This window comes from Streptomyces sp. NPDC046308 (genome assembly GCF_055588065.1).
In genome coordinates this window covers 22,858-49,168 of the sequence record NZ_JBVJFB010000011.1, presented here as the reverse complement: position 1 = coordinate 49,168, position 26,311 = coordinate 22,858, and the positions used below count along the sequence as shown (strand labels likewise).

Below are 26,311 nucleotides of genomic sequence, written 5' to 3'. Positions count from 1 at the left end.
TCAACATCCCCCCTTCCTTTCTTCTTTTTTTTCGGCCCTGTTGGGGGTTCTTCTGGGGTTGCTGTTGCCCCCCCCCCCCCCCGAGGGGTGGGTCTCCTCGGAGCCCCGGGCGCGTGCGGAACCCGGGAGCGGATCCGGCCGAGCGGCGTAGTCCCGAGGCGCGAGTGCGGTCACGCGCCTAACGTGGTGCGCAGTGAGTCCGATTCCGCACGCGCGAAAGGGCACGCCATGACCGAATCCGCAGCAGGCCGCGGTGGCTCCGCCAAGGAACCCGGCGACCGGGGACGCACGAGCATCTCCGACGGCGTGGTCGAGAAGATCGCCGGGCTGGCCGCCCGCGAGGTGGCCGGCGTACACGCCATGGGCAGCGGCACCGGCCTCTCCCGTACCTTCGGCGCCGTCCGCGAGCGTGTGCCCGGCGGCCAGAAGGCCTCCGTCAGCCGCGGGGTCAAGGCGGAGGTCGGCGAGGTCCAGACCGCCCTCGACCTGGAGATCGTCGTCGACTACGGCGTGTCGATCCGCGACGTGGCGCGGGCGGTCCGTGAGAACGTCATCTCGGCCGTCGAGCGGATGACCGGCCTGGAGGTCGTCGAGGTCAACATCGCGGTCAGCGACGTCAAGCTGCCGGACGAGCCCGACGAGGAGCCGGACACCCGTCTCCACTAGCCGAGAGGACCGCAATGAACATGGCGATCGCCGGCCTGTTCGCCGGAATGGCCCTGGCGTTCGCCGGGTACTTCGGCGGTTTCGGCGCCTTCCTCCTGGTGGCCGCCCTCGGCGCCCTCGGGTTCGTCGTCGGGCGCTTCCTCGACGGGGACATGGACGCCGGGGACCTGTTCCGCCGCCGCGACGACCGGCGCGGGTGAGGGGCCGATGACCACCACCGAGCCCCGGGCCACCCCGCCGCGCGTGGCCCCCGCCGACCGCGGATCCACCCTCATCGCCGACCGGGTCGTCGCGAAGATCGCCGCCCAGGCCGCCAGGGAGGCCCTCGCCGCCCCCGCGGGCGCGCCCCCGCACGCCACCGTCACCGTGCACCACGACATCGCACGGGTACGGGTGAGCCTGGAGCTCGACTACCCCTCCGACGTCGCCGCCCAGTGCGCCGCCGTACGCGCCCGGGTGGCCCTGCGCGTCGAGGAGTGCGCGCAGATGACCGTGCCCGAGGTGGACATCGACGTCGAACACCTGCACTCCGCGCACACCCGGACCGCCGCGGGGCGGGACCGGCGGCTGCGGTGACGGCCCCCGGCACCGGCACCGGCACCCGCCCCGGCCGCGCCCGCCGGTTCCGCTCCGCCCGCCGGGTGCCCGCCGCGCTCACCGCCCTGGCCGTGCTGGGGGTGGCGGCCCTGTTCCTGTACGACCTGGCCGCCGTACGGTCCGGCCGGCCCGCCATGAGCTGGCGCCGCGACCTCGCCCACCGGCTCGAGACGGCGACCCCGGCCGACCTGTCGGTACAACTGACCGGCGGGGCCCTGGCCGTGGCCGGGGCGGTCCTCCTGCTGCTGGCGCTCACCCCCGGGCTGCGCCGGATCCTCACCATGCGGACGCCCGACCAGGGCGCTGCGGTACACGCCGGGCTCGGCCGGAGGGACGCCGCGCAGGTCCTGCGGGACCGGGCCATGGAGGTGTCCGGGGTGCGCGCGGTCCGGGTCAAGGTGGGCCGGTCCCACGTCGGGGTGCGGGCCACCTCGCACTTCCGCGAGCTGGACGACGTACGGGCCGACCTGGACGCCGTGCTCGCCGTCGGCATCGAGGAACTGGGCCTCGCGCACCCGCCGCGGGCGCGCGTACGGATCAGGAGGTGAGCGGGATGCTCGGGGTGGTGAACCGGATCCTGCTGGCGGTGGTCGGAGCGGTCCTGCTGGCGGCCGGCGTCGTGCTGCTGACGGGCTGGTGGCCGCTGCACGGGCGGCACGCGCCGCTGCTGACGGCCGGGGCGAGGCACCGGTACTGGCACGCCGACGGCTGGTGGTGGTGGGCGGTGATCGCCGGGCTCGGGGTGGTCGTACTGCTGGCCCTGTGGTGGCTGCTGTCCCAGCTGAGGCGCCCGCGGCTGCCCGCAGTGGTCGTGGACACCGGCGACGGGGCCTTCGCCCTGCTGCGCGGACGCGCGCTGGAGGAGGCGGTGGCCGCGGAGGCCGGCGCGCTGGACGGGGTCGCCCGCTGCCGGGTCGCGCTGCGCGGACGGCGCGGCTCGCCCGCGCTGCGCGTCGCGCTGGAACTGGAACCCCACGCGGTGCCCGCCGACACGCTGGCCGCCGTCGCGGGCCCGGTCCTGAACCACGCGCGTACCTCGGCGGGCCTCGCCGAACTCCCGACGGAGGCCCGCCTCAAGGTGACGTCACACAAGGCGCAGCGCGTCAGCTAGTGCTGTGACCGGCACCGCTGAGCCCCACGGCGGGTCAGAAGCCGTGGCGGGAGCCGCCGTCGACCGGGAGCATGACGCCCGTCAGGTACGAGGCGGCCGGGGACAGCAGGAAGGCCGCGGTGCGGCCGAACTCCTCCGGGGCGCCGTAACGCCGCAGCGGGATGCGGGATTCGTTCCCGGCACGGGCCGCGTCGGCGTCGCCGCCGAGCGCGTCGAGCTCCCGCACGCGGTCGGTGTCGATGCGCGCCGGGAGCAGGCCGACGACCCGGATCCCGCGCGGGCCGAGCTCCACCGAGAGGGACTTCGCGAAGCCCGCCAGGCCCGGGCGCAGGCCGTTGGAGATGGTCAACCCGGGGATCGGCTCGTGGACCGAGCCCGACAGGACGAAGCCGATGACCCCGCCCTCGCCCAGCTCGGCGGCAGCCGCGCGCGCGAGGCGGACCGCGCCCAGGAAGACCGACTCGAAGGCCGCCGACCACTGTTCGTCGGTGTTGTCGGCGGCGAAACCGGGAGCCGGGCCGCCGACGCTGATGAGGATGCCGTCGAGGCGGCCGAAGCGCTCGCGCGCGGTGGCGACGAGCCGCGCGGCAGCCTCCGGGTCGGAGTTGTCCGCCGCGACACCCACGGCGTTCGGGCCGAGCTCGGCGGCGGCGTCGGCCGCCCGCTTCTCGTCCCGGCCCGTCACGAGGACCTTCGCGCCGTCGGCGGTCAGCTCCCGGGCGGAGGCGAAACCGAGGCCGCGCGTGGCCCCGGTGACGATGTAGACACGGTCTTTCAGTCCAAGATCCATGCCGACACGCTACGCCGTCGCGGGCTCCTGTTCGACGGCTTCGGCCTTGGCCGCCGCCTCCTCGCGGTCGCGCTTCTCCCGCCGTACGAGGACCACCCAGCCCACCGGCACGGCGGCCGCGAACAGCCACCACTGGACGGCGTACGCCATGTGGGGACCGATCGAGTCGTGGTCGGGATCGGCGATGGTCTCGGGGCCCGCCTCGGGGGACGGGCCGGTGAGCTCCAGGTACCCGCCGAGGACCGGCCGGCCCAGGTACTCCGCCTGCTGAGCGCTGTTGATCAGCATGACCTGGCGGTCCGGCAGGCCCTTGCGGTCCTTGATGCCGCTGCCGCCACTCGTCTCGTCGGCCTTCAGCCGGCCGGTGACGGTGACCTCGCCCGCGGGGGCGGTCGGCACCGGCGGGTAGGCGCGGGGGTCGTCGCCGCCCGGCACCCAGCCCCGGTTGACCAGGACCACTGCGCCGTCGGGAAGGACCAGCGGGGTCAGGACGTGGAAGCCGACCTTGTCGTCGTTGTCGGTGCGCATCCGTACGACGACCTCGTGCGCGGAGTCGTACGTGCCGGTCGCGGTGACCGCACGCCAGAAGTCCGCACGGGGGACGTTGTGGCCGGGGGAGGTGACCTCGGCCACGGGCACGGGCTTCGCCCGCAGGTTCGCCTCGATCAGCCGGTTCTGCGCAACCCGGTGCTCATGGCGGTGGTACTGCCAGAACCCCAGCTTGATCATCACGGGGATGAGGGCGAGGGTGATGAGGGTGAGGCACACCCACTGCCGGGTCAGTACAAAGCGGTACACGCCCACGACGGTACCCCCAGCGCGGAGGACCCCGGCGGCCGGGTGGCCGTCCGGGGTCACGGAGGACGGGATCGGGGATGGGCTCGGGGACGGGATCGGGGAGGGGACGAGGGGAATGACGACGGGGGCGGCGGGGAGTCAGACGCGGTCGACGATGCCCACCTTCCCCTCCGCGCGGGCGCAGTGCGCCCCGCAGAACCACTGCCCCGAGACCTCGACGCCCTGCCCGATGATCGAGACCCGGCAGTGCTCGCAGACGGGCGCCATGCGGTGGATGGCGCAGGAGAAGCAGTCGAAGACGTGAACCGCGCCCTGTGCATGAACCTCGAAGGACATGCCGTAGTCGTTTCCGCAGACCTCACAACGTGCCATGCGCCGAATGCTGCGCACGACGGGGGAGCGGAACAAGATCCAGCGGGGTGAGTCGCCGCGCCTGCACCCGGCCGGCGCAACGGCACTTCCCGTCGCCGCGGCCCAGGGCGGCGGGCCACGGCTCAGGACTCCGGGCTCAGGACTCCGGGCTCAGGCCTCCGGCTCCGCCGGGGCCACGTCCCGCAGCAGCTGGGTGAAGGCGGCCTCGTCGACGACCGGCGTGCCGAAGGACTTCGCCTTGACCGTCTTCGACGTCGCCGAGTCGGGGTCGTTCGTCACGAGCAGGCTGGTGAGCCGCGACACGCTCGTCGCGATGTGCAGACCCGCCTCGACCGCGCGGTCCTCCAGCAGCTCCCGCTCCACCGAGGTGTCACCGGAGAAGGCGATCCGCATGCCCTGCTTCAGCGGCTCGCCGTCCTCGTACCGCCCCGGGTTCGGGTGCGGGCACGGCGGCCGCTTGCGCGAGGGCCGCCAGCCGCCACCCCGGTAGGAGGACTGGTACCCCACGCGCGGGGCCGCGGCCGAGTCCGACCACTCCGTCAGCGGCCGGCACTCCAGCAGGGGCAGCCGTACGCCGCCCCGCGCGGCCGCGTGCAGCGACGGACGGAAGGCCTCCGCCAGCACCCGGGCGTCGTCGAGCGCGTGGTGGGCGCGCTGCTGGACCACGCCGAAGTGCGCGGCGAGCGACTCCAGCTTGTGGTTGGGCAGCGGGAGGTCCAGTTCCTTCGACAGGGCGATGGTGCACAGCCGCTGACGGACCGGCGCGGTCTCGGCGGCCCGCGCGTACTCCCGGGCGATCATCTGCCAGTCGAAGATGGCGTTGTGCGCGACGAGCACCCGGTCCGCGAGCCGGCCGGCGAACTCCTCGGCGATGTCCTTGAAGAGCGGGGCGCCGCGGAGCACCTCGCTCGTCAGCCCGTGGATCCACACCGGTCCCGGATCCCGCTGCGGGTTGACCAGGGTGTACCAGTGGTCCTCGACATTGCCCTGCGCGTCGAGCCGGTAGACGGCGGCGGAGACTATCCGGTCGTCGCGGGCGAGCCCGGTCGTCTCCACGTCGACGACCGCGTACCCCTGTGGGTACGCGGTCGGCCACGTCGTCTCTGCGGTCGTACGGTCGTCGAGCATGGTCACAGAGGATATCGGCCCCGACTGACAGCCGTTGCCGCGATGCCTCCCCGGCTTGGCCGCGTGGCCGGTTCGCCGGTGCTCACGAGCCGGGCTCCAGCAGTGCCGTCGTCAGGGCGCGTACGGACAACAGGAACAGGCGTTCCGGGTCGGCCGGGCGGGCCAGGGCGCGGGCGAGGGCCGGGTCGTGGGGGGCCGCGGCCGGGTCCCAGAGCTCGCTCTCGGCCGGCGACTGGGCGGGGGAGCGCTCACGGTTGCGCTCGACGAGCAGGAAGCCGACGATCTGGAACTGGATGGCGCGCACCGCGTCGGCCGCCCGGGCGCCGCGCAGGCCCGCGGCGTGCACCTCGTGGACGAGCGCCTGCTGCGCGGGCAGGAACATCCGCTCGGTGAGGCCGCGCTCGTGGACCATCGCGATCAGGTGCGGGCGCTCGCGCAGTTCGCGGCGCAGGGTCCGGGCCACCGACAGGATGCGGTCGGCGGGGGTGCGGCCGACGGGCCTGATCGCGCCCATCTCCTCCACGGTCCGCCGTACGAGGGCGTCGAGCAGCGATTCCCGGTTGCCGACGTGCCAGTAGATGGACGTCACGGCGGTGCCGAGTTCGGCGGCGAGCCCCCGCATGGTGAGGGCGGCCGGACCGTGCCGCTTGACCAGGGACGCGGCGGCGTCCAGCACCTCGTCGCGGGTCAGCGCCGATCTGGCCATGGTCGCGGGCCGCCGATCTGTCGGAGTGTCAGCTCTTGTGGTGCACGGGTCTTTACCCTTCATCGGCGGCGGTGTAACTGTGTTACAGAACCTGACTCCGCTCAATGACGAGGGATGGGGCGACACATGGCACGCGTACGGTACGGAGCGCGGACCGAGGCCGAGATCGCGGCGTCGCGCGAGAAGAGTTCCAAGCTCCCCGACATCTGGTCCACCGGTGTGGTGGCCGTCTGGGAGAGCGACCCCGACGTCGTGGCGGCGGTCCTGCCGCCGCCCCTCAAGCCGGCCGACCGGCCCCTCGTACGGGCCAACATCAGCAAGGTCGACCTGCCCGGCTACCCGCTCGGCGCCGGCTCGGTGGCCGTCGCCGCCCGGCACGGCGGGGTCGAGGGCTGGTACCCGCTGGTCATGCCGATGACCCACGAGCGCGCGCTGACCGGCGGCCGTGAGGTCTTCGGCGAGCCGAAGAAGCTGGGCGAGGTCACCGTCGAACGCGACGGCCTCGTCGTGCGGGCCGCGCTCGCCCGGCACGGGATCGCCTTCGTCGAGGTGCGCGGGGCGGTGGACCGCGCGCTGCCGCTGCCCGAACCCACCCAGAAGACCGACTTCTACTTCAAGTTCCTGCCGGCCGTCGACGGTTCGGGCTTCGACGCCGACCCCGTCCTCATCCACTGCACGCGCAACGAGAAGGTCCGCAGGCTGGAGCACATCACCGGGGACATCGTCCTGCGCGAGTCGATGTTCGACCCCGTCGCCGACCTCCCCGTCCGCCGGATCGTGGAGATCACCATCAGCGAGAAGACCACCGACCAGAAGGGCCGGGTCGTCGAACGGGTCAGCGCCCAGGCCCTGCTCCCGTACATCCACCAGCGCTACGACGACCCGATGCAGATCCTCGACGGCCCTCCGGAAGGCAGTGTCTGACATGCGGATCGAACCAGGACAGGTGGCCGTCGTCACCGGAGCCGCCAGCGGCATCGGCCTCGCCATGGCCCGCCGCTTCGCCGCCGAGGGACTCAAAGTGGTCCTCGCCGACGTGGAGGAGGGCGCCCTGCGCAAGGCCGCCGACGAGCTCGGCGCGGACGGAGCACAGGTGCTCGCACGGCTCGTCGACGTCAGCGACCGCGACTCCGTGACCGCGCTGGCCGACGCGGCGTACGAGACCTTCGGCGCCGTGCACGTGCTGTGCAACAACGCCGGCGTCGGCTCCGGCGCCGAGGGCCGGATGTGGGAGCACGAGCCCAACGACTGGAAATGGGCCTTCTCCGTCAACGTGTGGGGCGTCTTCCACGGCATCCAGGCCTTCGTCCCCCGCATGATCGCGGGCGGCGCGCCCGGCCACGTCGTCAACACCTCCTCCGGCGACGGCGGCATCGCCCCCCTGCCCACCGCCTCCGTCTACGCCGTCACCAAGGCGGCCGTGGTCACCATGACCGAGTCGCTCTACGCCCACCTCAAGGCGGAGGGCGCCTCCGTCGGCGCCTCCGTCCTCTTCCCCGGACCGCACATGCTGCGCACCGGGCTGTGGGAGTCGCACCGCAACCGGCCCGAGCGCTACGCGAAGGAGCGGCCGCGCAAGTCCCCGTACCGCAGCCTCGACCAGTACGAGGCCGCGATGCGGCAGGCCGGCCACGAGGTGGAGTTCACCCCCGTCGAGGAGGTCGCCGAGCACGTCCTCGACGGGATCCGCGCCGACCGCTTCTGGATGCTCCCGGCCAGCGAGCACAGCGACCGGCAGATCCGGGCCCGGTCGCAGTCGATGCTCGACCGGGCCAACCCCGCCTACCTGGAAAGCTTCATCCTCGACTGAGGGGCGTTCGTCGTGAGTGACATCGTCAGTGACACACCCTACGAAGACCCGTACCTGATCATCTCCTCCGACTGCCACGCCGGCCTGCCCACGGAGCGGTACCGGCCCTACCTCGACTCCCGCTTCCACCCGCAGTTCGACGAGTTCCTCGGCGAGCGCGACGCCCGCCGGGCGGAGGCCACCCGGCTCGGGGTCCGCAACGAGGCCTTCGCCGAGAAGTGGTTCCACGACCACGAGGAAGGCCTGCGCGGCGGCTGGGACACCGGGCAGCGGCTGAAGGAACTCGACGGCGACGGCGTGGCCGCCGAGGTCGTCTTCCCCGACGCGGACGCCGTCGACAGCCAGACCGCGGCCCCCTTCGGCGTGGGCCTCGGGCTCTCCGGCGACCAGGACCCCGAGCTCGGCATGGCGGGCGCGCAGGCCCACAACCGCTGGCTGGCGGAGTTCGTCTCCGAGAACCCCGAGCGGCACTGCGGGGTCGCCCTGCTCCCCATCACGGGCGAACCGTCGAAGGTCGTCGCCGAGATCCACCGGGCCAAGGAGTCCGGGCTGGGCGCGCTGATGATCCCCGCCATGTGGGTGGACAAGGCGCCCTACCACGACCGCCGCTACGACCCCGTGTGGGCGGCGGCGGCCGAGACGCGGATGCCGATCGTCACCCACTCCGGGTCCTCGCCGCGCCACGAGTACGGCGACCACCTGGGCATCTTCGTCTCCGAAGTCACCTGGTGGCCGGCCCGCCCGCTGTGGTTCCTGCTCTGGTCGGGGGTCTTCGAGCGCCACCCGGGCCTCAGGTTCGGCGTGGCGGAGTCCGGCTGCTGGTGGCTGCCGAACCAGCTGTGGTTCATGGACCGGCTCTACCTCGGCGCGCACGGCGGCAAGAAGCTCTCCCCGTTCGAGGAGCTGAAGCGGCCGCCGAGCGAGTACCTCGACCGCCAGGTGTTCGTCTGCGCCACCAACACCAAACGGCGCGAACTCGCCCAGCGCTACGAGATCGGCGTGGACAACATCCTGTGGGGCTCGGACTTCCCGCACCCGGAAGGCACCTGGCCCGACACGCGCAACTGGCTGCGCAGGACCTTCCACGACATCCCGGTCGACGAGACCCGCCGGATGCTCGGCCTGGCGGCAGCCGAGGTCTTCGGCTTCGACACGCAGAAGCTCGCTCCGGTCGCCCGCCGGATCGGCCCCACCCCGGCCGAGCTGGGCCAGTCCCCGGACCAGGCGGCGGTGGCGGCCTCCTGGGCCCGCTCCCGGGAGACCGGCCGGCACTGGCTCACCGGCGGCGACTTCCCGGTCCTGGGGGTCTCGTGATGACCGACGGCCAGGACCGCTACACGGTCATCTCGGCGGACTGCCACGCGGGCGCCGACCTGCTGGACTACAAGCCGTACCTGGAGAAGCGGTACCACGACGACTTCGACGCCTGGGCCGCCGGCTACGTGAACCCGTACGAGGACCTTCTCGCGGACACGGCGGACCGCAACTGGAACTCCGCGCGGCGCCTCGCGGAGCTGGAGGCGGACGGCATCGTCGCCGAGGTCGTCTTCCCCAACACCATCCCGCCCTTCTTCCCCAAGGCCTCGCTGATGGCGCAGCCGCCGACGGCCGCCGAGTACGAGATGCGCTGGGCCGGCCTCCAGGCCCACAACCGCTGGCTGGCGGACTTCTGCGCGGACGCGCCGGGCCGGCGCGCGGGCGTGGTGCAGATCCTCCTCAACGACGTGGACGCGGCGGTGAAGGAGATCCGCCGCACGAAGGAGGCGGGCCTCACGGGCGGCATACTGCTGCCCGGCGTCCCGCCCGGCTCCTCGGTTCCGGAGCTCTACTCGGCGGCGTACGACCCCATCTGGGCGGTCTGCGACGAGCTGGACGTCCCCGTCAACCACCACGGCGGCTCGGCTTCACCACCGCTCGGCGACGAACCGGCCGCCCGCGCGGTCTTCATGGTGGAGACCACGTGGTTCTCGCACCGGGCCCTGTGGCACCTCGTCTTCGGCGGCGCCTTCCGCCGCCACCCGGGCCTCAAACTCGTCCTGACGGAACAGGGATCCGGCTGGATCCCGGGCGTGCTGGAGATGCTGGACTACTACCACGGCCGCCTGGTCGCGGCCTCGGCCACGGCGGAGGCCAAGTTCGGGGCGGGCCTCGCCGAGTCCATGGGCAGCGGCCCGAGCGAGGTCTGGCGGGAGAACTGCTTCGTGGGGGCCAGCTTCATGCGCCCCCACGAGGTCCCGCTCCGGGACCGGATCGGCCTCGACAAGATCATGTGGGGCAGCGACTACCCGCACGACGAGGGCACCACCCCCTTCTCCCGGGAAGGCCTCCGCATCGCCTACGCGGGCCTCCCGCGCGAGGAGGTCGCGGCGATGGCCGGCGGCAACGCGGCCCGCGTCTACGGCTTCGACCTCTCCCTCCTGGACCCCCTCGCGGCCAAGCACGGCCCGACGGTCGCGGAGATCGCCGAACCCCTGACGCACACCCCACCGGAAGCCACCAGCCCGGCCTTCGCCAAGGGCGGCTCGGTCCGCGTCTGGTGACGCCGGCTCCCGCAGGGGCGGCTCAGTTCCACCGAGTGAGCCGCCCCGGCGGGATGGCTCTCCGCGCGGGCGGCGAAGCCCGGCAGCGTCGTGACGTACTCCGCCGCGTGGGCGCAGCAGAGGTGTACCAGCCGGCCGTACAGGGCCCCGGCAGCCTCGCCCAGCCCGGGCGGGGCCGGCGGCACCGTCGCCGCCAGGGCCACCGGGTCGAGGTCCGACGCGAACAGGGTGTCCGCGTCCAGCGGGCCCAGGGCGGCGAAGGCGTCGCCGACCGCGGCCACCGCCGCCAGGCGGTCCTGTCCGGCAGGGCCGCGCACGCCGGGCCGAGGCGGGCCGAGGCGGGCCCCGAGGGTGTCCGTCAGGCGGCGGATCTCGCCCTCGCCCGGTTCCGTCGGCTGCTTGCGCCACCTCGGGGCCGGGCGGGCCGGGGTCGGGGTGAGGCCCGCCCCCGGGGCGCGGCAGGAGGGACCTGACCAGGGCGCTCGCCGCCGTGCCTGCCACCCGTAAGAGAACCGTCTCGAATCCCGTCATTCCCCACCCTCCCCGAACCGTCGGTAACCCTGATGGATACCGATCGGTAACAACCTCTAGCGGTGCCCCCGGAGGCGCCTCTATGGTGCGCTCATGCCGAACCTGCCCGATGTCGTGCTGTGGTCCATACCGGCCTTCGTGCTGCTCACCGTCCTGGAGGTGGTGAGCTACCGGATCCATCCCGACGAGGACGCGGCCGGGTACGACACCAAGGACGCGGCCACGAGCATCACCATGGGGCTCGGCAGCATCGGCTTCGACCTGCTGTGGAAGATCCCGGTCGTCGCCGTCTTCACCGCGGTCTACGAACTCACCCCGCTGCGGGTGCCGTTCCTGTGGTGGACCGCCCTGCTGATGCTGCTCGCGCAGGACTTCCTCTACTACTGGCAGCACCGGCTCCACCACGTCATCCGCATCCTGTGGGCCTGCCACGTGGTGCACCACAGCAGCAAGCGGTTCAACCTCACCACCGCCCTGCGCCAGCCCTGGACCAGCGCCACCACCTGGTGGTTCTACCTCCCGATGGTGGCCCTCGGCGTGCACCCGGCGGCGATCCCCTTCTGCTACGGACTCAACCTCCTCTACCAGTTCTGGGTCCACACCGAGCGCATCGGCAAGCTGCCCCGCGCCTACGAGTACGTCTTCAACACCCCCTCCCACCACCGCGTCCACCACGCCTCGCAGGGCGGGTACCTTGACCGCAACTTCGGCGGGATCCTGATCGTCTGGGACCGGATGTTCGGCTCCTGGGTGGGGGAGACGGAGCGGCCCGTCTACGGGCTCACCAAGAACATCGACACCCACAACCCGTTGCGCGTGGCCACCCACGAGTACGCGGCCATCGCACGGGACGTGCGCGCCGCCGCGAACTGGCGCGAGCGCGCCGGACGGGTCTTCCGCGGCCCCGGCTGGCAGCCCGCCGCCCCGGCCGCCGCCCCCGCTGCCGCGGCAGTTCCCGCCCCGGCGCAAGCCCCCGCCGTGGACGCCGCCGCCGACGCCCGGTCCTCCGTACGGGAGACCACCGCGTGAGCACCGCACCGTCCCCGGAACGCCCCGCCCCCTCCTGGGCCGCCCCGCGCGCGGCGGCCGGCCGGGAGCGCCTCGGCCGCCTCGCCCTCTACGGCTTCGCCCTCGCCACCGCCGTCGACCTCGTCTCGCTGCTGGCCGACTGGCACCACGGGCACGTCGTCGCCAAGCCGCTGCTGATGCCGCTGCTCGTCGCCCACGTGATCACCCGCGGCGCGCCCCGGCTGCTGGTCGCCGCCCTGCTGTTCGGCTGGGGCGGCGACCTGGCCCTGCTCTTCGACGCCGAGGCGGCCTTCCTGGTCGGGATGGGCTCCTTCGCCGTCGGGCACGTCTGCTACCTCGTCCTCTTCGGCAAGCGGCCCGCGAACCCGCTGCTCGGGGGCGCGTACCTGCTCGCCCTCCTCGGGACCGTCGCCCTGCTCTGGTCCGACCTGCCGGCCGACCTGCGGATCCCGGTCGCCGGCTACAGCCTGCTGCTTACCGCCATGGCGTTCCGCTCCGGCGCCCTCGGCCTGCGGGCCGGCATCGGAGGCGCGCTGTTCCTGCTGTCCGACACGCTCATCGCCACCGGGGTCGCCGAGTGGCCCCAGCTGCCCCGCCCGGACTTCTGGATCATGGCCACCTACGTGGCCGCCCAGTACCTCCTGGCCACCGGTTCGACAGCCACCCGGGAAGCAGGCGTACGGTAGGACGGTTCCACAGTCGTACAAGACTGAACGATCCCGAACCGGAGGACTGCACCACCATGCGCGCCACCGTCATCCACGCCCCGCACGACATCCGCGTGGAGGAGGTGCCCGACGCTGCGATCCAGCGCCCCGAGGACGCCGTCGTCCGCGTCCTGCGTGCCTGCATCTGCGGCAGCGACCTGTGGGCCTACCGCGGCGAGGCCGCGCGCCAGCCCGGTCAGCGCATCGGCCACGAGTTCCTCGGCGTCGTCGAGGAGACCGGCTCCGCCGTCTCCGGCCTGAGCGCCGGCGACCTCGTGGTCGCCCCCTTCATGTGGTCGGACGGCACCTGTGAGTACTGCAAGGAGGGCCTGTTCACCTCCTGCGACCACGGCGGCTTCTGGGGCTCGGTCGGCCACGACGGCGGCCAGGGCGAGGCCGTGCGCGTCCCGCACGCCGACGGCACCCTGGTCAAGCTGCCCGCCGAGGCCGTCTCCGACGACCACCTGCTGACCGGCCTGCTCGCGCTCTCCGACGTCATGGGCACCGGCCACCACGCCGCGCTGGGCGCGGGGGTCCGCCCCGGCTCCACGGTCGCCGTCGTCGGTGACGGCGCGGTCGGCCTGTGCGGCGTCCTCGCCGCCAAGCGCCTGGGCGCCGAGCGGATCATCGCACTGGGCCGCCACACCGTCCGTACGGACATCGCCAGGCTCTTCGGGGCCACCGACGTCGTCGCCGAGCGCGGCGAGGCCGCCGAGGCGGCCGTACGCGAGCTCACCGGCGGCCGTGGCGCCCACGCGGTCATCGAGGCGGTCGGCACCGAGCAGTCCATGCGCACCGCGGTGAACATCACCCGCGACGGCGGGGCCGTCGGCTACGTCGGCGTCCCGCACGGCAGCGGCACCGGCCTCGACCTCGGCGTGATGTTCGACCGCAACATCACACTGCGCGGTGGCGTCGCCCCGGTCCGCGCGTACATCCCGGAGCTGCTGGAGGACGTGCTCAGCGGCGCGATCGACCCGTCGCCCGTCTTCGACCGGGCCGTGTCCCTGGACGAGGTCCCGGACGGCTACCGCGCGATGGACGACCGCAGCGCGCTCAAAGTCCTGATCAAGCCCTGACCAGGGCGGCCGGAACCACGGACGGGCCGGACGGGGAGCACCCCGTCCGGCCCGTCCGCCATGGCGTCCCGTACTACTTCACGGCCTTGAGGGCGTCCACGACGCCGTAGCCGTAGTAGCCCGTCTGCCCCCACTTGGCCTGGCAGGTGGTGGCGTCGACCAGGGTGCCCGCGGCGTCGTAGATCTGCGCCGGGCAGGCCGCCTTGGTGGACTGCGCCTTCAGCATGGCCTGCAGCTGCGAGGGCGTGGCGCCCGGGTGGGCGCTCTTGAGCAGCGCCGCGACGCCCGCGACGTGCGGGGCGGCCATCGAGGTGCCCTGCTTGTAGCCGTAGCCGCCGCCCGGGACGGTCGACAGCACGCGCCCGTTGGCGTCCGGGGTGGCCGGGACCTGCCACTTGTCGCCGCCGGGGGCGGCGACGTCCACGACCCCGAGGCCGTAGCTGGAGTAGTACGAGCGCAGTCCCTTGTCGCCGGTGGCCGAGACGGTGACCACGCCCGGCAGCTGCGTGGGCAGGTCCAGGCAGACCTTCGGGTCGATGGTGCGCGTCACCGGGGTGGTGTCGTTCGGGCTGGTGGTGTCCTCCAGGGAGTCGGCCGCCAGGTCCTGGTTGGAGTTGCCGGCCGAGGCCACGTGGAGCGTGCCCTTGCGCTCGGCGTATTTGGTGGCCCGGCCGATGGCCTCCACCAGCGCCTTCTGGTCGTCGTCCGTCTTGCAGTTGAAGAGGTACGGGTCGACGTAGTAGCTGTTGTTGGTCACCTCGATCCCCTTCTCGGCGGCGAACATGAAGCCGCAGACGACCGCCTCGGTGTAGAAGAGGCTGGTCCCGGGCTCGCTCACCTTGATCGCGGCGATCTTCACGCCCGGCGCGACACCGCTGATGCCGAGGCCGTTGCGCGCGGCGCCTATGGTGCCGGCCACATGCGTGCCGTGGTCGCTGCCGTCGGGGTACGGACGCCAGGCGCCCTCGGTGGTGTCCGCGACGCCGCCGACACAGTTGGCCGACTGGCCCTTGGAGAAGTTCGGGGCGAGATCGGGGTGGGTGTCGTCCACACCCGTGTCGATGATGCCCACGGTGACGTCCGGGCTGCCATCGTTGATCTTGTGAGCCTCGTCGGCCTTGATCGTCCGCAGGTCCCACTGGTTGGGCTCCAGCGGCTCCTGACCCTCTTGGGCGAGCGCCGCGGCCTTGGCGGCGTCCGCCTCGCTCAGCCGCTGGGTCGCGCCCTCCTCGGTGGTCTGCACCGCCTGCATCGGGGCCGTCCGGGTGGCGCCGACCGACACGAACAGACCGCGCTGGGCGCGCAGCTGCTTGGCGAAGTCGGGGTTCTGGGAATGTGCGACGACGACCCCGATCTGCTCATAGGCCGTCACCACCGTTCCGCCGGCCCGCTCGACGGCCTTCTTTGCCGCCTTCACGGTGGCGTACGCGTTCAGGTTCGCCACGTACGACAGCTTGGGCCCGGAAGCGGAGGGCTTCGAGGCCGTCACCGCGTCCGCCGTGTCGCCGAGCGGCGCGGCGGAGGCCGCGGCCGACGGCAGGAAGGCGAGCGAGGCGGTGAGCGCCAGGCCGACCGGCACGGCGAGGGCACGCCGGCGGACGGATCCCAGATGAGCCATGGGTTCTCCAGATCATCCTTGGAAAAGCCGTCCGCACGCGGTCGCGTCGGACGGGTTCATGACAAGTGAACCTAGCGCTGCCGTTCGCCCCTGCGCCATCAGTTCGAGAAATCGGATTCCGAAGAATCCCTGGGTGTTGAACCGTCCCGACACGCCGTACGTGCCGTTGACAGGGGGGCTCAGCACCACCGGCCCCCCACACGGAGGTTGTTTTGTCCGTCGTCCCCACCGCACCCGCGTCACAAGGAGATCCCCCCGTGACCACCGAAGCAGCGCCGCCTCCGGGCAGCGCGGGAACGCCCCCGGCCGGCCCCACGGCCGAAGATTTCGCGAGCGTCCAGCAGAGCGCCGAGTTCGCCGAACTGCGGAGCTCCTACCGCTCCTTCGCCTTCCCGCTCACCGTGGCCTTCATCGCCTGGTACCTGCTCTACGTCCTGCTGTCCAACTACGCGGGCGGCTTCATGGGGACCAAGGTCTTCGGCAACATCAACGTCGCCCTCGTGCTCGGCCTCGCCCAGTTCGCGACGACCTTCCTCATCGCCTGGCTGTACGCGCGGCACGCCGCCACCCGGCTCGACCCGAAGGCGGAGGCCATCAAGGCGCGGATGGAGGCCGGGGAATGAGCGGCGCTCTCCACCTGACGACGGCCGCGGGCGCCTCCGAGCACCGCCCGCTGATCATCACCCTGTTCGGGCTGTTCGTCGTCGCCACCCTGATCATCACCGTCTGGGCCGGCCGCCAGACCAAGGACGCCGCCGACTTCTACGCGGGCGGTCGCCAGTTCACCGGTTTCCAGAACGGCCTCGCCATCTCCGGCGACTACATGTCCGCCGCGTCCTTCCTCGGCATCGCCGGAGCCATCGCCCTCTTCGGCTACGACGGCTTCCTCTACTCCATCGGCTTCCTCGTGGCGTGGCTGGTCGCCCTGCTGCTCGTCGCCGAGCCGCTGCGCAACTCCGGCCGCTACACGATGGGCGACGTGCTCGCCTACCGGATGCGCCAGCGGCCCGTCCGGACCGCCGCCGGCACCTCCACCATCGTGGTCTCGATCTTCTACCTGCTGGCCCAGATGGCCGGCGCCGGCGTACTCGTCTCGCTGCTCCTGGGCATCACCAGCGACGGCGGCAAGGTCGCCATCGTCGCGCTCGTCGGCGTCCTGATGATCGTCTACGTGACCATCGGCGGCATGAAGGGCACTACCTGGGTCCAGATGGTCAAGGCCGTCCTGCTCATCGCGGGCACCCTCCTGATCACCTTCCTGGTGCTGGTGAAGTTCAACTTCAACATCTCCGACCTGCTGGGCAGGGCCGCGGAGAACAGCGGACAGGGGACGAAGTTCCTCGAGCCGGGGATGAAGTACGGCAAGGACTCGACCTCGAAGCTGGACTTCATCTCGCTCGGCATCGCCCTGGTCCTGGGCACCGCCGGCCTGCCGCACATCCTGATCCGCTTCTACACGGTGCCCACCGCGCAGGCCGCCCGTAAGTCCGTCCTCTGGGCCATCGGCATCATCGGCGCCTTCTACCTGATGACCATCGCCCTCGGGTTCGGCGCCGCGGCCCTGCTCGACCGGGACGAGATCATCAAGTCCAACAAGGCGGGCAACACGGCGGCGCCGCTGCTGGCCCAGGCGGTCGGCGGAGGACCGGACTCCACCGGCGGTGCCATCCTGCTCGCCGTGATCTCCGCGGTCGCCTTCGCCACCATCCTCGCCGTGGTCGCGGGCCTCACCCTCGCCTCCTCCTCGTCCTTCGCGCACGACCTGTACGTGAACGTGATCCGCAAGGGCAAGGCCACCGAGAAGGAGGAGGTGCGCGCGGCCCGCTGGTCCACGGTCGTCATCGGCGCCGTCGCCATCGGTCTGGGGGCCCTGGCCCGCGACCTCAACGTCGCCGGGCTGGTCGCGCTCGCCTTCGCGGTCGCCGCCTCCGCCAACCTGCCGACGATCCTCTACAGCCTCTTCTGGAAGCGCTTCACCACCCAGGGCGCGCTCTGGTCCATCTACGGCGGGCTGATCTCGGCGGTCGGCCTGGTGCTCTTCTCCCCGGTCGTGTCCGGGAAGCCCACGTCGATGTTCAAGGACGCGGACTTCTTCTGGTTCCCCCTGGAGAACCCGGGCATCATCTCGATCCCCCTCGGCTTCTTCCTGGGCTGGCTCGGAACCGTCCTCTCCAAGGAGGAGGCCGACCCGCAGAAGTTCGCCGAGCTGGAGGTGCGCTCCCTCACGGGAACAGGGGCGCACTGACATCATCCGAACACCCAGCGTGGCCGCGTCGTAGGTCCCTACGACGCGGCCACGTTACGTCTCGTTCATTTGGGGACCTCTTCGCGACACGGGCGTCGCGTAGGCTCGCAATAGAACGCGTGAAGTAGATCCAATGTCGCGCGTACCTCTAGATCCGGACAGGGGAGGGGGCCCACAGTGCTTCTCGACACCTACGGCCGCGTGGCCACTGACCTGCGCGTATCACTCACCGACCGGTGCAACCTGCGCTGCACGTACTGCATGCCCGAAGAGGGGCTGCAGTGGCTCGGGAAGTCCGATCTGCTCAGTGACGACGAGATCGTCCGGCTGATCCGCATCGCCGTCACCCGGCTCGGCATCACCGAGGTCCGCTTCACCGGCGGCGAGCCGCTGCTCCGGCCCGGCCTGGTCGGGATCGTCGAGCAGTGCGCGGCCCTGGAACCCCGCCCCAAGATGTCGCTGACCACGAACGGCATCGGCCTCAAGCGCACCGCGCAGGCCCTCAAGGCCGCCGGCCTGGACCGGGTCAACGTCTCCCTGGACACCCTGCGCCCCGAGGTCTTCAAGACCCTCACCCGCCGTGACCGGCACAAGGACGTCATCGAGGGCATGGCCGCGGCACGCGAGGCCGGCCTCACCCCCGTCAAGGTCAACGCCGTCCTCATGCCCGGGCTCAACGACGACGAGGCCCCCGACCTGCTGGCCTGGGCCGTGGAGAACGAGTACGAGCTCCGCTTCATCGAGCAGATGCCGCTCGACGCCCAGCACGGCTGGAAGCGCGACGGCATGATCACCGCCGGCGACATCCTGCAGTCGCTGCGCACCCGCTTCACCCTCACCGAGGAAGGCGCCGACGAGCGCGGCTCCGCCCCGGCCGAGCGCTGGATCGTCGACGGCGGCCCGGCCACCGTCGGCGTCATCGCCTCGGTCACCCGCCCGTTCTGCGGCGCCTGCGACCGTACGCGGCTCACCGCTGACGGCCAGGTCCGTACGTGCCTGTTCGCCACGGAGGAGTCGGACCTGCGCGCCGCCCTGCGCTCGGGCGCCCCGGACGAGGAGATCGCCCGGCTGTGGAAGGTGGCGATGTGGGGCAAGAAGGCCGGGTCCGGCCTCGACGACCCGTCCTTCCTGCAGCCCGACCGCCCGATGTCCGCGATCGGCGGCTGACCGGGCGGAGGAGTCGGCGAGACCGCGCGGCCGGCCGCGCTCAGCGCATGCGCTCCGAGCCCTCCGGCTGCACCCACTCGTCGAGCTTCACCACGTCCTTGAGGAAACCGCGGACCCCCAGGAACTGGGAGAGGTGTTCGCGGTGCTCCTCGCACGCCAGCCACGTCTTGCGCCGCTCCGGCGTGTGCAGCGTCGGGTTGTTCCACGCCAGGACCCACACGGCCGCGTCGCGGCAGCCCTTGGCGGAGCAGGTGGGGGTTTCGTCGGAACCGGAGGCGCTGGAGGAAGTCACAGGGCCACATTAGAACGGAATGGCGACGCCGAGCAGCCACGGGGGGAGCTGCCCGGCGTCGGTCCGTCGCTCCGACGGGGGATGCGGAGCGCGTGAGCAGTATGTCACGCAGGACCCGGTGGAGTGCACCGGAACTTCATGATTGATCTGAGCTTTTCTTGAGGTTTCCCGCCTCCAGCGCCGGCCGCACCGGAGCGGGGATGAAATGGGAGGGCAGCGAGGGCGTCGACTCGCGCCCCGCGTTGGCGATGACCACGGCCACGTACGGCAGCAGGGCTCCCGCGACGAGCGTCACGATGGCCACCGGGCGCTGCACGTTCCACAACAACACGGTCGCGATGACGGACAGCGTCCTGATCCCCATCGAGATGACGTACCGGCGCTGGCGGCCCCGCACGTCCTCGTCGAGACCCATCCGCGCACCGGTGATCCGGAACACCTCGGCCCCGTTCCGCTTCTGCCGCTTCGTCCGTTCCACGCTCCACCGCCCGATCGCCCGCCGGGCGCTCCCGGCCCGGACCCTTACCACGGTACGCCGCCCCCGCACCCGCGCGGAGAGGGGGCACCCCCATTGGAGGGTGCCCGAAATGCGCGGTGCGTCGCACGGGCCGAGACTGGGCCCACGTGCGCACAAGGCGCCAGGAGGAGGCTCGTCATGAGTTGGTTGTGGGCGATCATCGTCGGTTTCGTGCTGGGGCTGATAGCCAGGGCCATCCTGCCGGGCAAGCAGCACCAGCCACTGTGGCTGACCACCCTCTTCGGCATTGCCGGCGCGGTCCTCGGCAACGCCGTGGCCACCTGGATCGGCGTCGGGGAGACCAAGGGCATCGACTGGATCCGGCACCTGCTCCAGCTGGCCGGCGCGGTCCTCGTGGTCGGGCTGGGCGAAATGCTCTACGGGTCGATCCGGGGCCGAAAGCGCCAGATGACCTGAGGCACTCCGGCTCACGGCGGAGGCGCCGGCCTCACGGCGGAGGGGCCGGCCGGACCCATCGGATCCGAACCGGCCCCTCCGCCGTGTTCCGTACGCCGTCCTGCGAGGCGTCAGGCGCCGGTGACCTCGACGGCCGCCAGGTTCTTCTTGCCCCTGCGCAGCACCAGCCAGCGCCCGTGCAGCAGGTCCTCCTTCGCGGGGACCGCGTCCTCGGCGGCGACCTTCACGTTGTTCACGTAGGCCCCGCCCTCCTTCACCGTCCGGCGGGCGGCCGACTTGCTCGCGACCAGGCCGGTCTCCGCGAGCAGGTCCACGACCAGGCCCAGCTCCGGGACCCGGGCGTGCGGCAGCTCGGACAGGGCCGCGGCCAGCGTGGCCTCGTCCAGCTCCGCCAGCTCGCCCTGACCGAACAGCGCCTTCGACGCGGCGATCACGGCGGCGCACTGGTCGGCACCGTGCACGAGCGTGGTCAGCTCCTCCGCCAGCGCCCGCTGCGCGGCACGGGCCTGCGGCCGCTCGGCGGTCTGCGCCTCCAGCTCTTCCAGCTCCTCGCGGGACTTGAAGGACAGGATCCGCATGTAGGTGGAGATGTCCCGGTCGTCCACGTTCAGCCAGAACTGGTAGAACGCGTACGGCGTGGTCATCTCCGGGTCGAGCCAGACGGCCCCGCTCTCGGACTTGCCGAACTTGGTGCCGTCCGCCTTGACCATCAGCGGGGTCGCCAGCGCGTGCACCACCGCTCCCGGCTCGACGCGGTGGATCAGGTCGAGTCCGGCCGTCAGGTTGCCCCACTGGTCGGAACCGCCCTGCTGGAGCACGCAGCCGTAGCGCCGGTACAGCTCCAGGAAGTCCATGCCCTGGAGCAGCTGGTAGCTGAACTCGGTGTAGCTGATGCCCTGGTCGGAGTCGAGCCGCTTGGCGACCGAGTCCTTCGTCAGCATCTTGTTGACCCGGAAGTGCTTGCCGATGTCCCGCAGGAACTCGATGGCGGACATGCCCGCCGTCCAGTCCAGGTTGTTCACCATGAGCGCCGCGTTCTCGCCCTCGAAGGACAGGAACGGCTCGATCTGGGTGCGCAGCCGGGTCACCCAGTTCGCGATGGTCTCCGGGTCGTTCAGGGTCCGCTCGGCGGTCGGCCGCGGGTCGCCGATCTGCCCGGTGGCCCCGCCGACCAGCGCCAGCGGCCGGTTGCCGGCCAGCTGGAGCCGGCGCACGGTGAGCACCTGCACCAGGTGACCCACGTGCAGCGAGGCGGCCGTCGGGTCGAAGCCGCAATAGAACGTGACCGGACCGTCCGCGAAGGCCTTGCGCAGCGCTTCTTCATCAGTGGACTGGGCGAAGAGCCCACGCCACTTCAGTTCGTCGACGATGTCCGTCACGGTCTCTCGACTCCTTCGGATGATGGAAATTGCAACACTTCGTTGCAACGTTCAGTCTAGGCCGGTCAGACGCCCTTGCTGACCGAACTCATGTTGAAATCCGGGATGCGCAGCGCGGGCATCGCGGCCCGGGTGAACCAGTCGCTCCACTCGCGCGGCAGGGTCTTCTCGGTCCGTCCGGCCTCCGAGGCCCGCGACAGCAGGTCCACGGGGGACTCGTTGAAGCGGAAGTTGTTGACCTCGCCGACGACCTGCCCGTTCTCCACCAGGTAGACGCCGTCCCGGGTCAGCCCCGTGAGCAGCAGCGTGGCCGGATCCACCTCGCGGATGTACCAGAGGCAGGTCAGCAGCAGACCGCGCTCGGTCCCCGCCACCATCTCCTCCAGGGACTTCTCGCCGCCCCCGTCGAGGATCAGGTTCCCGAAGCCGGGGGAGAGCTGCATGCCGGTCAGCCCGGCGGTGTGCCGGGTCGTGGTCAGCCGGGCCAGCTGCCCTTCGCGGATCCACTCGGTCGCCGGGACCGGCAGGCCGTTGTCGAAGACCGAGGCGTCGTCGCCGGAGCTGTGCGCGATCACGAACGGCGCGCTCTCCAGGCCCGGCGCGCTCGGGTCGCTGCGCAGCGTCAGGGGCAGCCGGGACAGCTTCTCGCCGAGCCGGGTGCCGCCGCCGGGCTTGGAGAAGACCGTACGGCCCTCCACCGCGTCCCGGGCCGCCGCCGACCACATCTGGTAGATCAGCAGGTCCGCCACGGCCGTCGGCGGCAGCAGGGTCTCGTACCGGCCGGCGGGCAGGTCGATCTTCCGCTCCGCCCAGCCCAGGCGTACGGCGAGCTCCGCGTCCAGCGCGGTCGGGTCCACGTCCTTGAAGTCCCGGGTGGAGCGGCCGGCCCAGGCCGAGCGCTGCCGGTCCGGCGACTTCGCGTTGAGCTCCAGCGTCCCGGTGGGCTGGTCGTGGCGCAGCCGTAGCCCGGTGGAGGTGCCGACGTACGTCGAGACCAGCTCGTGGTTGGCGAAGCCGTACAGCTCCCGGCCGCCCGCCCGGGCCCGGGCGAAGGCCTCGCCGAGGGCCGGGGCGAAGTCCGCGAACACCGCCGAGGTGGTCTCGGCCGGGGCGTCGGTGAAGTCCGGCGAGGCCGGGGTCCCGGTGACGAGCGGCTGGGCGTCCTCCGCCGGGCCCGCCCCGCGCGCGGCCGCCTCGGCGGCCCGCACCAGCGGCTCGAGGTCGGCCGCGGTGACGGCGGAGCGCGAGACGACCCCCGAGGCCGTGCCCTCCTTGCCGTCGACCGTGGCGATGACCGTCAGGGTCCGGCCCCGGGTGACGCCGTTGGTGGTGAGCGCGTTGCCCGCCCAGCGCAGGTTGGCGCTGGACTCCTCGTCGGCGATGACGACACAGCCGTCGGCGGTGGACAGCTCCAGCGCCCGCTCGACGATCTCGTGGGGCTTGGTGCGTCCGTTCGAAAGCGTGCTCATCGGCCGGCCTCCTGCGTGGTGTTCAAGATGTTCACGTCGCGGAACAGCGCGGACGGGCAGCCGTGCGACACCGCCGCGACCTGGCCGGGCTGCGCCTTGCCGCAGTTGAAGGCGCCGCCCAGGACGTAGGTCTGCGGGCCGCCGACCTTCTCCATCGAGCCCCAGAAATCGGTCGTGGTGGCCTGGTACGCGACGTCGCGCAGCTGGCCGGCCAGCCGGCCGTTCTCGATCCGGAAGAACCGCTGCCCGGTGAACTGGAAGTTGTAGCGCTGCATGTCGATCGACCAGGAGCGGTCGCCGACCACGTAGATCCCGCGCTCCACCCCGCCGATCAGGTCCTCGGTGGAGAGCCCGCCCGGATCCGGCTGCAGCGAGACGTTCGCCATCCGCTGGACGGGCACGTGCCCGGGGGAGTCGGCGTAGGCGCAGCCGTTGGAGCGGCCGAGGCCGGTCAGCTTCGCGATCCGCCGGTCCAGCTGGTAGCCGACCAGGGTGCCGTCCTTGACCAGGTCCCAGGACTGCGCCTGGACGCCCTCGTCGTCGTACCCGACGGTCGCCAGACCGTGCTCCGCCGTGCGGTCACCGGTCACGTTCATGATCGAGGAGCCGTACGTCAGCTTGTTCAGCTGGTCGAAGGTGGCGAAGGAGGTGCCCGCGTACGCCGCCTCGTAGCCCAGCGCCCGGTCCAGCTCGGTGGCGTGGCCGATGGACTCGTGGATGGTGAGCCACAGGTTGGACGGGTCGACCACCAGGTCGTAGCGCCCGGCCTCGACGCTCGGCGCCCGCATCTTCTCGGCGAGCAGGCCGGGGATCTGCTCCAGCTCGGCGTTCCAGTCCCAGCCGGTGCCCGTCAGGTACTCCCAGCCGCGGCCGGCGGGCGGGGCGATGGTGCGCATCGAGTCGAACTCGCCGGTCGTGCCGTTCACGGCGACCGCCGTGAGCTGCGGGTGGACCCGCACCCGCTGCTGCGTGGTCGAGGTGCCCGCGGTGTCGGCGTAGAACTTGTTCTCGTGCACGGCGAGCAGCGAGGCGTCCACGTGCGCCACCCCGTCGGCGGCCAGCAGCCGCGCGCTCCAGTCGGCGAGCAGCGCCGCCTTCTCGGCGTCCGGCACCTCGAACGGGTTCACGTCGTAGGCGGAGATCCAGGTGCGGTCCGCGTGCACGGGCTCGTCGGCGAGCTCCACGCGCTCGTCCGAACCGGCGGCCTTGATCACCTGGGCGGACAGCTTCGCCATGGCCACGGCCTGCGAGGCCACCTTGGCGGCGGCGTCCATGGTCAGATCCACACCGGAGGCGAATCCCCAGCTGCCCCCGTGGACCACCCGGACCGCGAATCCGAGGTCGGTGGTGTCGGACCCACCGGCGGGCTTGGCGTCCCGCAGGCGCCAGGAGGCGCTGCGGATCCGCTCCAGCCGGAAGTCGGCATGCTCGGCGCCCAGCGCGCGGGCCCGGGCGAGCGCCGCGTCGGCGAGCGCCCGCAAGGGAAGCGCGGTGAAGGCCGCGTCGATGGAATGGGGCACGGAAGTCCTCCCGGGGTCGGAGCCGGTCGCCCCGATCATGTCGCGATCGGGGCCTTCGTGCCTACATCTTTCTGTAGGGACTCGACAGAGCCCGCCGCGAGGCCCTGTGGGGGGTCGATTCTCCGTACGAGCGATGCGACCTATAGGTTTTTGGTATTCAGACCGCTAGCGAAAGGGTGATCCGTTGAGCCGCTCGGTTCTCGTCACCGGAGGAAACCGGGGCATCGGCCTCGCCATCGCCCGAGCCTTCGCGGAGGCCGGCGACAAGGTCGCGATCACGTTCCGGTCGGGTGAGCCGCCGCAGGAGCTCACCTCGCTCGGTGTCCTGGCCGTGCGGTGCGACATCACCGACTCCGAGCAGGTGGAGCAGGCCTACAAGCAGATCGAGGACGCGCACGGCGCGGTCGAGGTGCTGGTGGCCAACGCCGGCATCACCAAGGACACGCTGCTGATGCGGATGTCCGAGGAGGACTTCGCGTCGGTCGTGGACACGAACCTCACCGGCACGTTCCGGGTGGTCAAGCGCGCGAACCGGGGCATGCTCCGGGCCAAGAAGGGCCGCGTCGTCCTGATCTCCTCGGTCGTCGGACTGCTCGGCTCGGCGGGGCAGGCCAACTACGCCGCCTCGAAGGCCGCGCTGGTCGGCTTCGCCCGCTCGCTCGCCCGTGAGCTGGGTTCCCGCAACATCACCTTCAACGTCGTCGCCCCCGGTTTCGTGGACACCGACATGACGAAGGTGCTCACCGACGAGCAGCGCGCGGGCATCGTGGGCCAGGTGCCGCTGGGCCGTTACGCGCAGCCCGAGGAGATCGCGGCAGCCGTCCGCTTCCTGGCGTCCGACGACGCCGCGTACATCACCGGAGCCGTCATTCCCGTTGACGGCGGATTGGGCATGGGTCACTGATCACCATGAGCGGAATTCTCGAGGGCAAGCGCATCCTCATCACGGGTGTGCTGATGGAGTCCTCCATCGCCTTCCACACGGCCCGGCTGGCGCAGGAGCAGGGCGCCGAGGTCATCCTCACCGCCTGGCCGCGCCCGTCGCTGACCGAGCGCATCGCGAAGAAGCTGCCCAAGCCGGTCAAGGTGATCGAGCTCGACGTCACCAACGACGAGCACCTGGCCCGGCTGGAGGGCCTCGTCCGCGACGAGCTCGGCGGCCTCGACGGCGTCGTCCACTCGATCGGCTTCGCGCCGCAGGACGCGCTCGGCGGCAACTTCCTGAACACCCCGTTCGAGTCGGTGGCCACCGCCATGCACGTCTCGGCGTTCTCGCTGAAGTCGCTGGCCATGGCCTGCAAGCCGCTCTTCCCGGCGGAGGGCGCGGCCATCGTCGGCCTCACCTTCGACGCGCAGTTCGCCTGGCCGCAGTACGACTGGATGGGTCCGGCCAAGGCCGCCCTCGAGGCCACCAGCCGCTACCTCGCCCGCGACCTGGGCAAGGAGAACATCCGCTGCAACCTGGTCTCGGCCGGTCCGATCGGCTCCATGGCCGCGAAGTCCATCCCGGGATTCGGCGAGCTGGCCGAGGTCTGGAACACCCGCTCCATGCTGGAGTGGGACATGAGCGACCCGGAGCCGACGGGCAAGGGCGTCGTCGCCCTGCTGTCCGACTGGTTCCCGAAGACCACCGGCGAGATCGTCCACGTGGACGGCGGCCTGCACGCGATGGGCGCCTGACCTCCGGCCAGGGCTCCCGAGTCCGTACGGCGGCGGGGGGGGGGGGGGGGGGGGGGGGGGGGGGGGGGGGGGGGGGGGGGTGGTGGGGGGGGGGGGGGGGGGGGGGGGGGGGGGGGGGGGGGGGGGGGGGGGGGGGGGGTACG

At 71.9% G+C, this 26,311-nt stretch carries 29 protein-coding genes and 1 pseudogene; 18 read left to right on the top strand and 12 right to left on the bottom strand.

Going from position 1 to position 26,311, the window contains the following annotated elements:
* Positions 1-228 precede the first annotated feature (228 nt).
* The 5 genes from ACZ6JT_RS33165 to amaP are packed head-to-tail and all read left to right on the top strand — an operon-like array spanning position 229 to position 2,374.
* Complete coding sequence (locus tag ACZ6JT_RS33165) at positions 229-666, top strand: Asp23/Gls24 family envelope stress response protein (RefSeq protein ID WP_469215604.1); 438 nt, start codon at positions 229-231, stop codon at positions 664-666.
* A 14-nt stretch (positions 667-680) separates the two neighbouring features.
* On the top strand, positions 681-866 hold the full coding sequence (locus ACZ6JT_RS33160) for a hypothetical protein (RefSeq protein WP_365474518.1): 186 nt from the start codon (positions 681-683) through the stop codon (positions 864-866).
* Between the two features lie 7 nt (positions 867-873).
* Complete coding sequence (locus tag ACZ6JT_RS33155; RefSeq protein ID WP_469215602.1) at positions 874-1,242, top strand: hypothetical protein; 369 nt, start codon at positions 874-876, stop codon at positions 1,240-1,242.
* Positions 1,239-1,811: a DUF6286 domain-containing protein gene (locus ACZ6JT_RS33150; RefSeq protein WP_469215600.1), complete on the top strand. Its 573-nt coding sequence runs from the start codon at positions 1,239-1,241 to the stop codon at positions 1,809-1,811. The genes ACZ6JT_RS33155 and ACZ6JT_RS33150 overlap by 4 nt, the downstream gene beginning before the upstream one ends.
* A gap of 5 nt (positions 1,812-1,816) precedes the next feature.
* A complete protein-coding gene (gene amaP, locus ACZ6JT_RS33145) occupies positions 1,817-2,374 on the top strand; it encodes an alkaline shock response membrane anchor protein AmaP (protein WP_469215808.1) in 558 nt (185 codons plus the stop codon).
* Positions 2,375-2,408: 34 nt separating this feature from the next.
* On the opposite strand, the gene ACZ6JT_RS33140 is transcribed toward amaP, so the two are convergent.
* The 5 genes from ACZ6JT_RS33140 to ACZ6JT_RS33120 all read right to left on the bottom strand — a co-directional run bounded on the left by ACZ6JT_RS33140 (position 2,409) and on the right by ACZ6JT_RS33120 (position 6,168).
* Complete coding sequence (locus tag ACZ6JT_RS33140; RefSeq protein ID WP_469215598.1) at positions 2,409-3,164, bottom strand: SDR family oxidoreductase; 756 nt, start codon at positions 3,162-3,164, stop codon at positions 2,409-2,411.
* A gap of 9 nt (positions 3,165-3,173) precedes the next feature.
* Entirely contained in the window at positions 3,174-3,962 is a 789-nt protein-coding gene (locus tag ACZ6JT_RS33135; protein WP_469215597.1) for an SURF1 family cytochrome oxidase biogenesis protein, read from the bottom strand.
* Positions 3,963-4,100: 138 nt separating this feature from the next.
* Positions 4,101-4,334, bottom strand: coding sequence for a hypothetical protein (locus tag ACZ6JT_RS33130; RefSeq protein WP_030716941.1), 234 nt, complete (start codon positions 4,332-4,334; stop codon positions 4,101-4,103).
* Between the two features lie 150 nt (positions 4,335-4,484).
* Positions 4,485-5,468, bottom strand: a complete 984-nt coding sequence (locus tag ACZ6JT_RS33125) for a DEDDh family exonuclease (protein ID WP_469215594.1) — start codon at positions 5,466-5,468, stop codon at positions 4,485-4,487.
* A gap of 76 nt (positions 5,469-5,544) precedes the next feature.
* Complete coding sequence (locus ACZ6JT_RS33120; RefSeq protein WP_469215592.1) at positions 5,545-6,168, bottom strand: TetR/AcrR family transcriptional regulator; 624 nt, start codon at positions 6,166-6,168, stop codon at positions 5,545-5,547.
* 126 nt (positions 6,169-6,294) lie between these two features.
* On the opposite strand from ACZ6JT_RS33120, the gene ACZ6JT_RS33115 reads away from it, so the two are divergent.
* From ACZ6JT_RS33115 to ACZ6JT_RS33100, 4 genes are read left to right on the top strand one after another with little or no spacing between them, the layout of a single operon-like run.
* Positions 6,295-7,092 carry an acetoacetate decarboxylase family protein gene (locus ACZ6JT_RS33115; protein ID WP_469215590.1) on the top strand — a complete coding sequence of 266 codons (798 nt, stop codon included), beginning with the start codon at positions 6,295-6,297 and terminating at the stop codon, positions 7,090-7,092.
* Position 7,093: 1 nt separating this feature from the next.
* Positions 7,094-7,978: an SDR family NAD(P)-dependent oxidoreductase gene (locus ACZ6JT_RS33110; protein WP_469215588.1), complete on the top strand. Its 885-nt coding sequence runs from the start codon at positions 7,094-7,096 to the stop codon at positions 7,976-7,978.
* Between the two features lie 12 nt (positions 7,979-7,990).
* Positions 7,991-9,292: an amidohydrolase family protein gene (locus ACZ6JT_RS33105; RefSeq protein WP_469215586.1), complete on the top strand. Its 1,302-nt coding sequence runs from the start codon at positions 7,991-7,993 to the stop codon at positions 9,290-9,292.
* A complete protein-coding gene (locus ACZ6JT_RS33100; RefSeq protein WP_469215585.1) occupies positions 9,292-10,518 on the top strand; it encodes an amidohydrolase family protein in 1,227 nt (408 codons plus the stop codon). Before ACZ6JT_RS33105 ends, ACZ6JT_RS33100 begins: the two co-directional genes overlap by 1 nt.
* A 74-nt stretch (positions 10,519-10,592) precedes the next feature.
* On the opposite strand, the pseudogene ACZ6JT_RS33095 reads toward ACZ6JT_RS33100, so the two are convergent.
* Positions 10,593-10,889: pseudogene (locus ACZ6JT_RS33095) on the bottom strand (NACHT N-terminal Helical domain 1-containing protein); the annotation flags it as partial.
* A gap of 253 nt (positions 10,890-11,142) precedes the next feature.
* Here ACZ6JT_RS33095 and ACZ6JT_RS33090 point away from each other — a divergent pair.
* Genes ACZ6JT_RS33090 through ACZ6JT_RS33080 form a run of 3 tightly spaced genes read left to right on the top strand, consistent with a single transcriptional unit; the run spans position 11,143 to position 13,864 of the window.
* A complete protein-coding gene (locus ACZ6JT_RS33090; RefSeq protein WP_469215584.1) occupies positions 11,143-12,078 on the top strand; it encodes a sterol desaturase family protein in 936 nt (311 codons plus the stop codon).
* Complete coding sequence (locus tag ACZ6JT_RS33085) at positions 12,075-12,764, top strand: lysoplasmalogenase (protein WP_469215582.1); 690 nt, start codon at positions 12,075-12,077, stop codon at positions 12,762-12,764. Before ACZ6JT_RS33090 ends, ACZ6JT_RS33085 begins: the two co-directional genes overlap by 4 nt.
* A gap of 56 nt (positions 12,765-12,820) precedes the next feature.
* Positions 12,821-13,864, top strand: coding sequence for a zinc-dependent alcohol dehydrogenase family protein (locus ACZ6JT_RS33080; protein WP_469215580.1), 1,044 nt, complete (start codon positions 12,821-12,823; stop codon positions 13,862-13,864).
* Between the two features lie 73 nt (positions 13,865-13,937).
* Here ACZ6JT_RS33080 and ACZ6JT_RS33075 read toward each other — a convergent pair whose 3' ends face one another.
* Positions 13,938-15,482: a S8 family serine peptidase gene (locus ACZ6JT_RS33075; RefSeq protein WP_469215578.1), complete on the bottom strand. Its 1,545-nt coding sequence runs from the start codon at positions 15,480-15,482 to the stop codon at positions 13,938-13,940.
* 257 nt (positions 15,483-15,739) lie between these two features.
* Here ACZ6JT_RS33075 and ACZ6JT_RS33070 point away from each other — a divergent pair, with 257 nt between their 5' ends.
* The 3 genes from ACZ6JT_RS33070 to moaA all read left to right on the top strand — a co-directional run bounded on the left by ACZ6JT_RS33070 (position 15,740) and on the right by moaA (position 18,894).
* Entirely contained in the window at positions 15,740-16,105 is a 366-nt protein-coding gene (locus tag ACZ6JT_RS33070) for a DUF485 domain-containing protein (RefSeq protein ID WP_469215576.1), read from the top strand.
* A complete protein-coding gene (locus tag ACZ6JT_RS33065) occupies positions 16,102-17,727 on the top strand; it encodes a solute symporter family protein (protein ID WP_469215575.1) in 1,626 nt (541 codons plus the stop codon). The genes ACZ6JT_RS33070 and ACZ6JT_RS33065 overlap by 4 nt, the downstream gene beginning before the upstream one ends.
* A 177-nt stretch (positions 17,728-17,904) precedes the next feature.
* A complete protein-coding gene (moaA, locus tag ACZ6JT_RS33060; RefSeq protein ID WP_469215573.1) occupies positions 17,905-18,894 on the top strand; it encodes a GTP 3',8-cyclase MoaA in 990 nt (329 codons plus the stop codon).
* A gap of 40 nt (positions 18,895-18,934) precedes the next feature.
* Here moaA and ACZ6JT_RS33055 read toward each other — a convergent pair whose 3' ends face one another.
* The gene (locus ACZ6JT_RS33055; protein WP_469215571.1) at positions 18,935-19,186 is read right to left on the bottom strand and encodes a hypothetical protein; all 252 of its coding nucleotides are present in this window, start codon (positions 19,184-19,186) and stop codon (positions 18,935-18,937) included.
* 136 nt (positions 19,187-19,322) lie between these two features.
* The gene (locus ACZ6JT_RS33050) at positions 19,323-19,601 is read right to left on the bottom strand and encodes a DUF3099 domain-containing protein (RefSeq protein WP_051837537.1); all 279 of its coding nucleotides are present in this window, start codon (positions 19,599-19,601) and stop codon (positions 19,323-19,325) included.
* Positions 19,602-19,841: 240 nt separating this feature from the next.
* Here ACZ6JT_RS33050 and ACZ6JT_RS33045 point away from each other — a divergent pair, with 240 nt between their 5' ends.
* A complete protein-coding gene (locus tag ACZ6JT_RS33045) occupies positions 19,842-20,120 on the top strand; it encodes a GlsB/YeaQ/YmgE family stress response membrane protein (protein ID WP_469215569.1) in 279 nt (92 codons plus the stop codon).
* 110 nt (positions 20,121-20,230) lie between these two features.
* On the opposite strand, the gene tyrS is transcribed toward ACZ6JT_RS33045, so the two are convergent.
* From tyrS to ACZ6JT_RS33030, 3 genes are all read right to left on the bottom strand, one after another.
* Positions 20,231-21,499 (bottom strand): tyrosine--tRNA ligase, encoded by a 1,269-nt coding sequence (gene tyrS, locus ACZ6JT_RS33040; RefSeq protein ID WP_385816875.1) that lies wholly within the window; start codon positions 21,497-21,499, stop codon positions 20,231-20,233.
* A gap of 65 nt (positions 21,500-21,564) precedes the next feature.
* Positions 21,565-22,968: a metallopeptidase TldD-related protein gene (locus tag ACZ6JT_RS33035; protein ID WP_469215566.1), complete on the bottom strand. Its 1,404-nt coding sequence runs from the start codon at positions 22,966-22,968 to the stop codon at positions 21,565-21,567.
* The gene (locus tag ACZ6JT_RS33030; RefSeq protein WP_469215565.1) at positions 22,965-24,527 is read right to left on the bottom strand and encodes a TldD/PmbA family protein; all 1,563 of its coding nucleotides are present in this window, start codon (positions 24,525-24,527) and stop codon (positions 22,965-22,967) included. The genes ACZ6JT_RS33035 and ACZ6JT_RS33030 overlap by 4 nt, the downstream gene beginning before the upstream one ends.
* 145 nt (positions 24,528-24,672) lie before the next feature.
* On the opposite strand from ACZ6JT_RS33030, the gene fabG reads away from it, so the two are divergent.
* A complete protein-coding gene (gene fabG / locus ACZ6JT_RS33025) occupies positions 24,673-25,392 on the top strand; it encodes a 3-oxoacyl-[acyl-carrier-protein] reductase (protein WP_469215563.1) in 720 nt (239 codons plus the stop codon).
* Between the two features lie 5 nt (positions 25,393-25,397).
* Entirely contained in the window at positions 25,398-26,168 is a 771-nt protein-coding gene (gene fabI, locus ACZ6JT_RS33020) for an enoyl-ACP reductase FabI (protein ID WP_326591733.1), read from the top strand.
* Positions 26,169-26,311 lie beyond the last annotated feature (143 nt).

Bases quoted from the DNA above. Each gene is read 5' to 3' on its own strand.
- ACZ6JT_RS33140 (WP_469215598.1), bottom strand. From the start codon at position 3,164: ATGGATCTTGGACTGAAAGACCGTGTCTACATCGTCACCGGGGCCACG.
- ACZ6JT_RS33080 (WP_469215580.1), top strand. From the start codon at position 12,821: ATGCGCGCCACCGTCATCCACGCCCCGCACGACATCCGCGTGGAGGAG.
- ACZ6JT_RS33035 (WP_469215566.1), bottom strand. From the start codon at position 22,968: ATGAGCACGCTTTCGAACGGACGCACCAAGCCCCACGAGATCGTCGAG.
- ACZ6JT_RS33065 (WP_469215575.1), top strand. From the start codon at position 16,102: ATGAGCGGCGCTCTCCACCTGACGACGGCCGCGGGCGCCTCCGAGCAC.
- ACZ6JT_RS33155 (WP_469215602.1), top strand. From the start codon at position 874: ATGACCACCACCGAGCCCCGGGCCACCCCGCCGCGCGTGGCCCCCGCC.
- ACZ6JT_RS33110 (WP_469215588.1), top strand. From the start codon at position 7,094: ATGCGGATCGAACCAGGACAGGTGGCCGTCGTCACCGGAGCCGCCAGC.
- fabI (WP_326591733.1), top strand. From the start codon at position 25,398: ATGAGCGGAATTCTCGAGGGCAAGCGCATCCTCATCACGGGTGTGCTG.
- ACZ6JT_RS33090 (WP_469215584.1), top strand. From the start codon at position 11,143: ATGCCGAACCTGCCCGATGTCGTGCTGTGGTCCATACCGGCCTTCGTG.
- ACZ6JT_RS33130 (WP_030716941.1), bottom strand. From the start codon at position 4,334: ATGGCACGTTGTGAGGTCTGCGGAAACGACTACGGCATGTCCTTCGAG.
- ACZ6JT_RS33160 (WP_365474518.1), top strand. From the start codon at position 681: ATGAACATGGCGATCGCCGGCCTGTTCGCCGGAATGGCCCTGGCGTTC.
- ACZ6JT_RS33165 (WP_469215604.1), top strand. From the start codon at position 229: ATGACCGAATCCGCAGCAGGCCGCGGTGGCTCCGCCAAGGAACCCGGC.
- ACZ6JT_RS33045 (WP_469215569.1), top strand. From the start codon at position 19,842: ATGAGTTGGTTGTGGGCGATCATCGTCGGTTTCGTGCTGGGGCTGATA.
- ACZ6JT_RS33115 (WP_469215590.1), top strand. From the start codon at position 6,295: ATGGCACGCGTACGGTACGGAGCGCGGACCGAGGCCGAGATCGCGGCG.
- ACZ6JT_RS33120 (WP_469215592.1), bottom strand. From the start codon at position 6,168: ATGGCCAGATCGGCGCTGACCCGCGACGAGGTGCTGGACGCCGCCGCG.
- ACZ6JT_RS33030 (WP_469215565.1), bottom strand. From the start codon at position 24,527: ATGATCGGGGCGACCGGCTCCGACCCCGGGAGGACTTCCGTGCCCCAT.
- ACZ6JT_RS33050 (WP_051837537.1), bottom strand. From the start codon at position 19,601: ATGGGTCTCGACGAGGACGTGCGGGGCCGCCAGCGCCGGTACGTCATC.
- amaP (WP_469215808.1), top strand. From the start codon at position 1,817: ATGCTCGGGGTGGTGAACCGGATCCTGCTGGCGGTGGTCGGAGCGGTC.
- ACZ6JT_RS33100 (WP_469215585.1), top strand. From the start codon at position 9,292: ATGACCGACGGCCAGGACCGCTACACGGTCATCTCGGCGGACTGCCAC.
- ACZ6JT_RS33075 (WP_469215578.1), bottom strand. From the start codon at position 15,482: ATGGCTCATCTGGGATCCGTCCGCCGGCGTGCCCTCGCCGTGCCGGTC.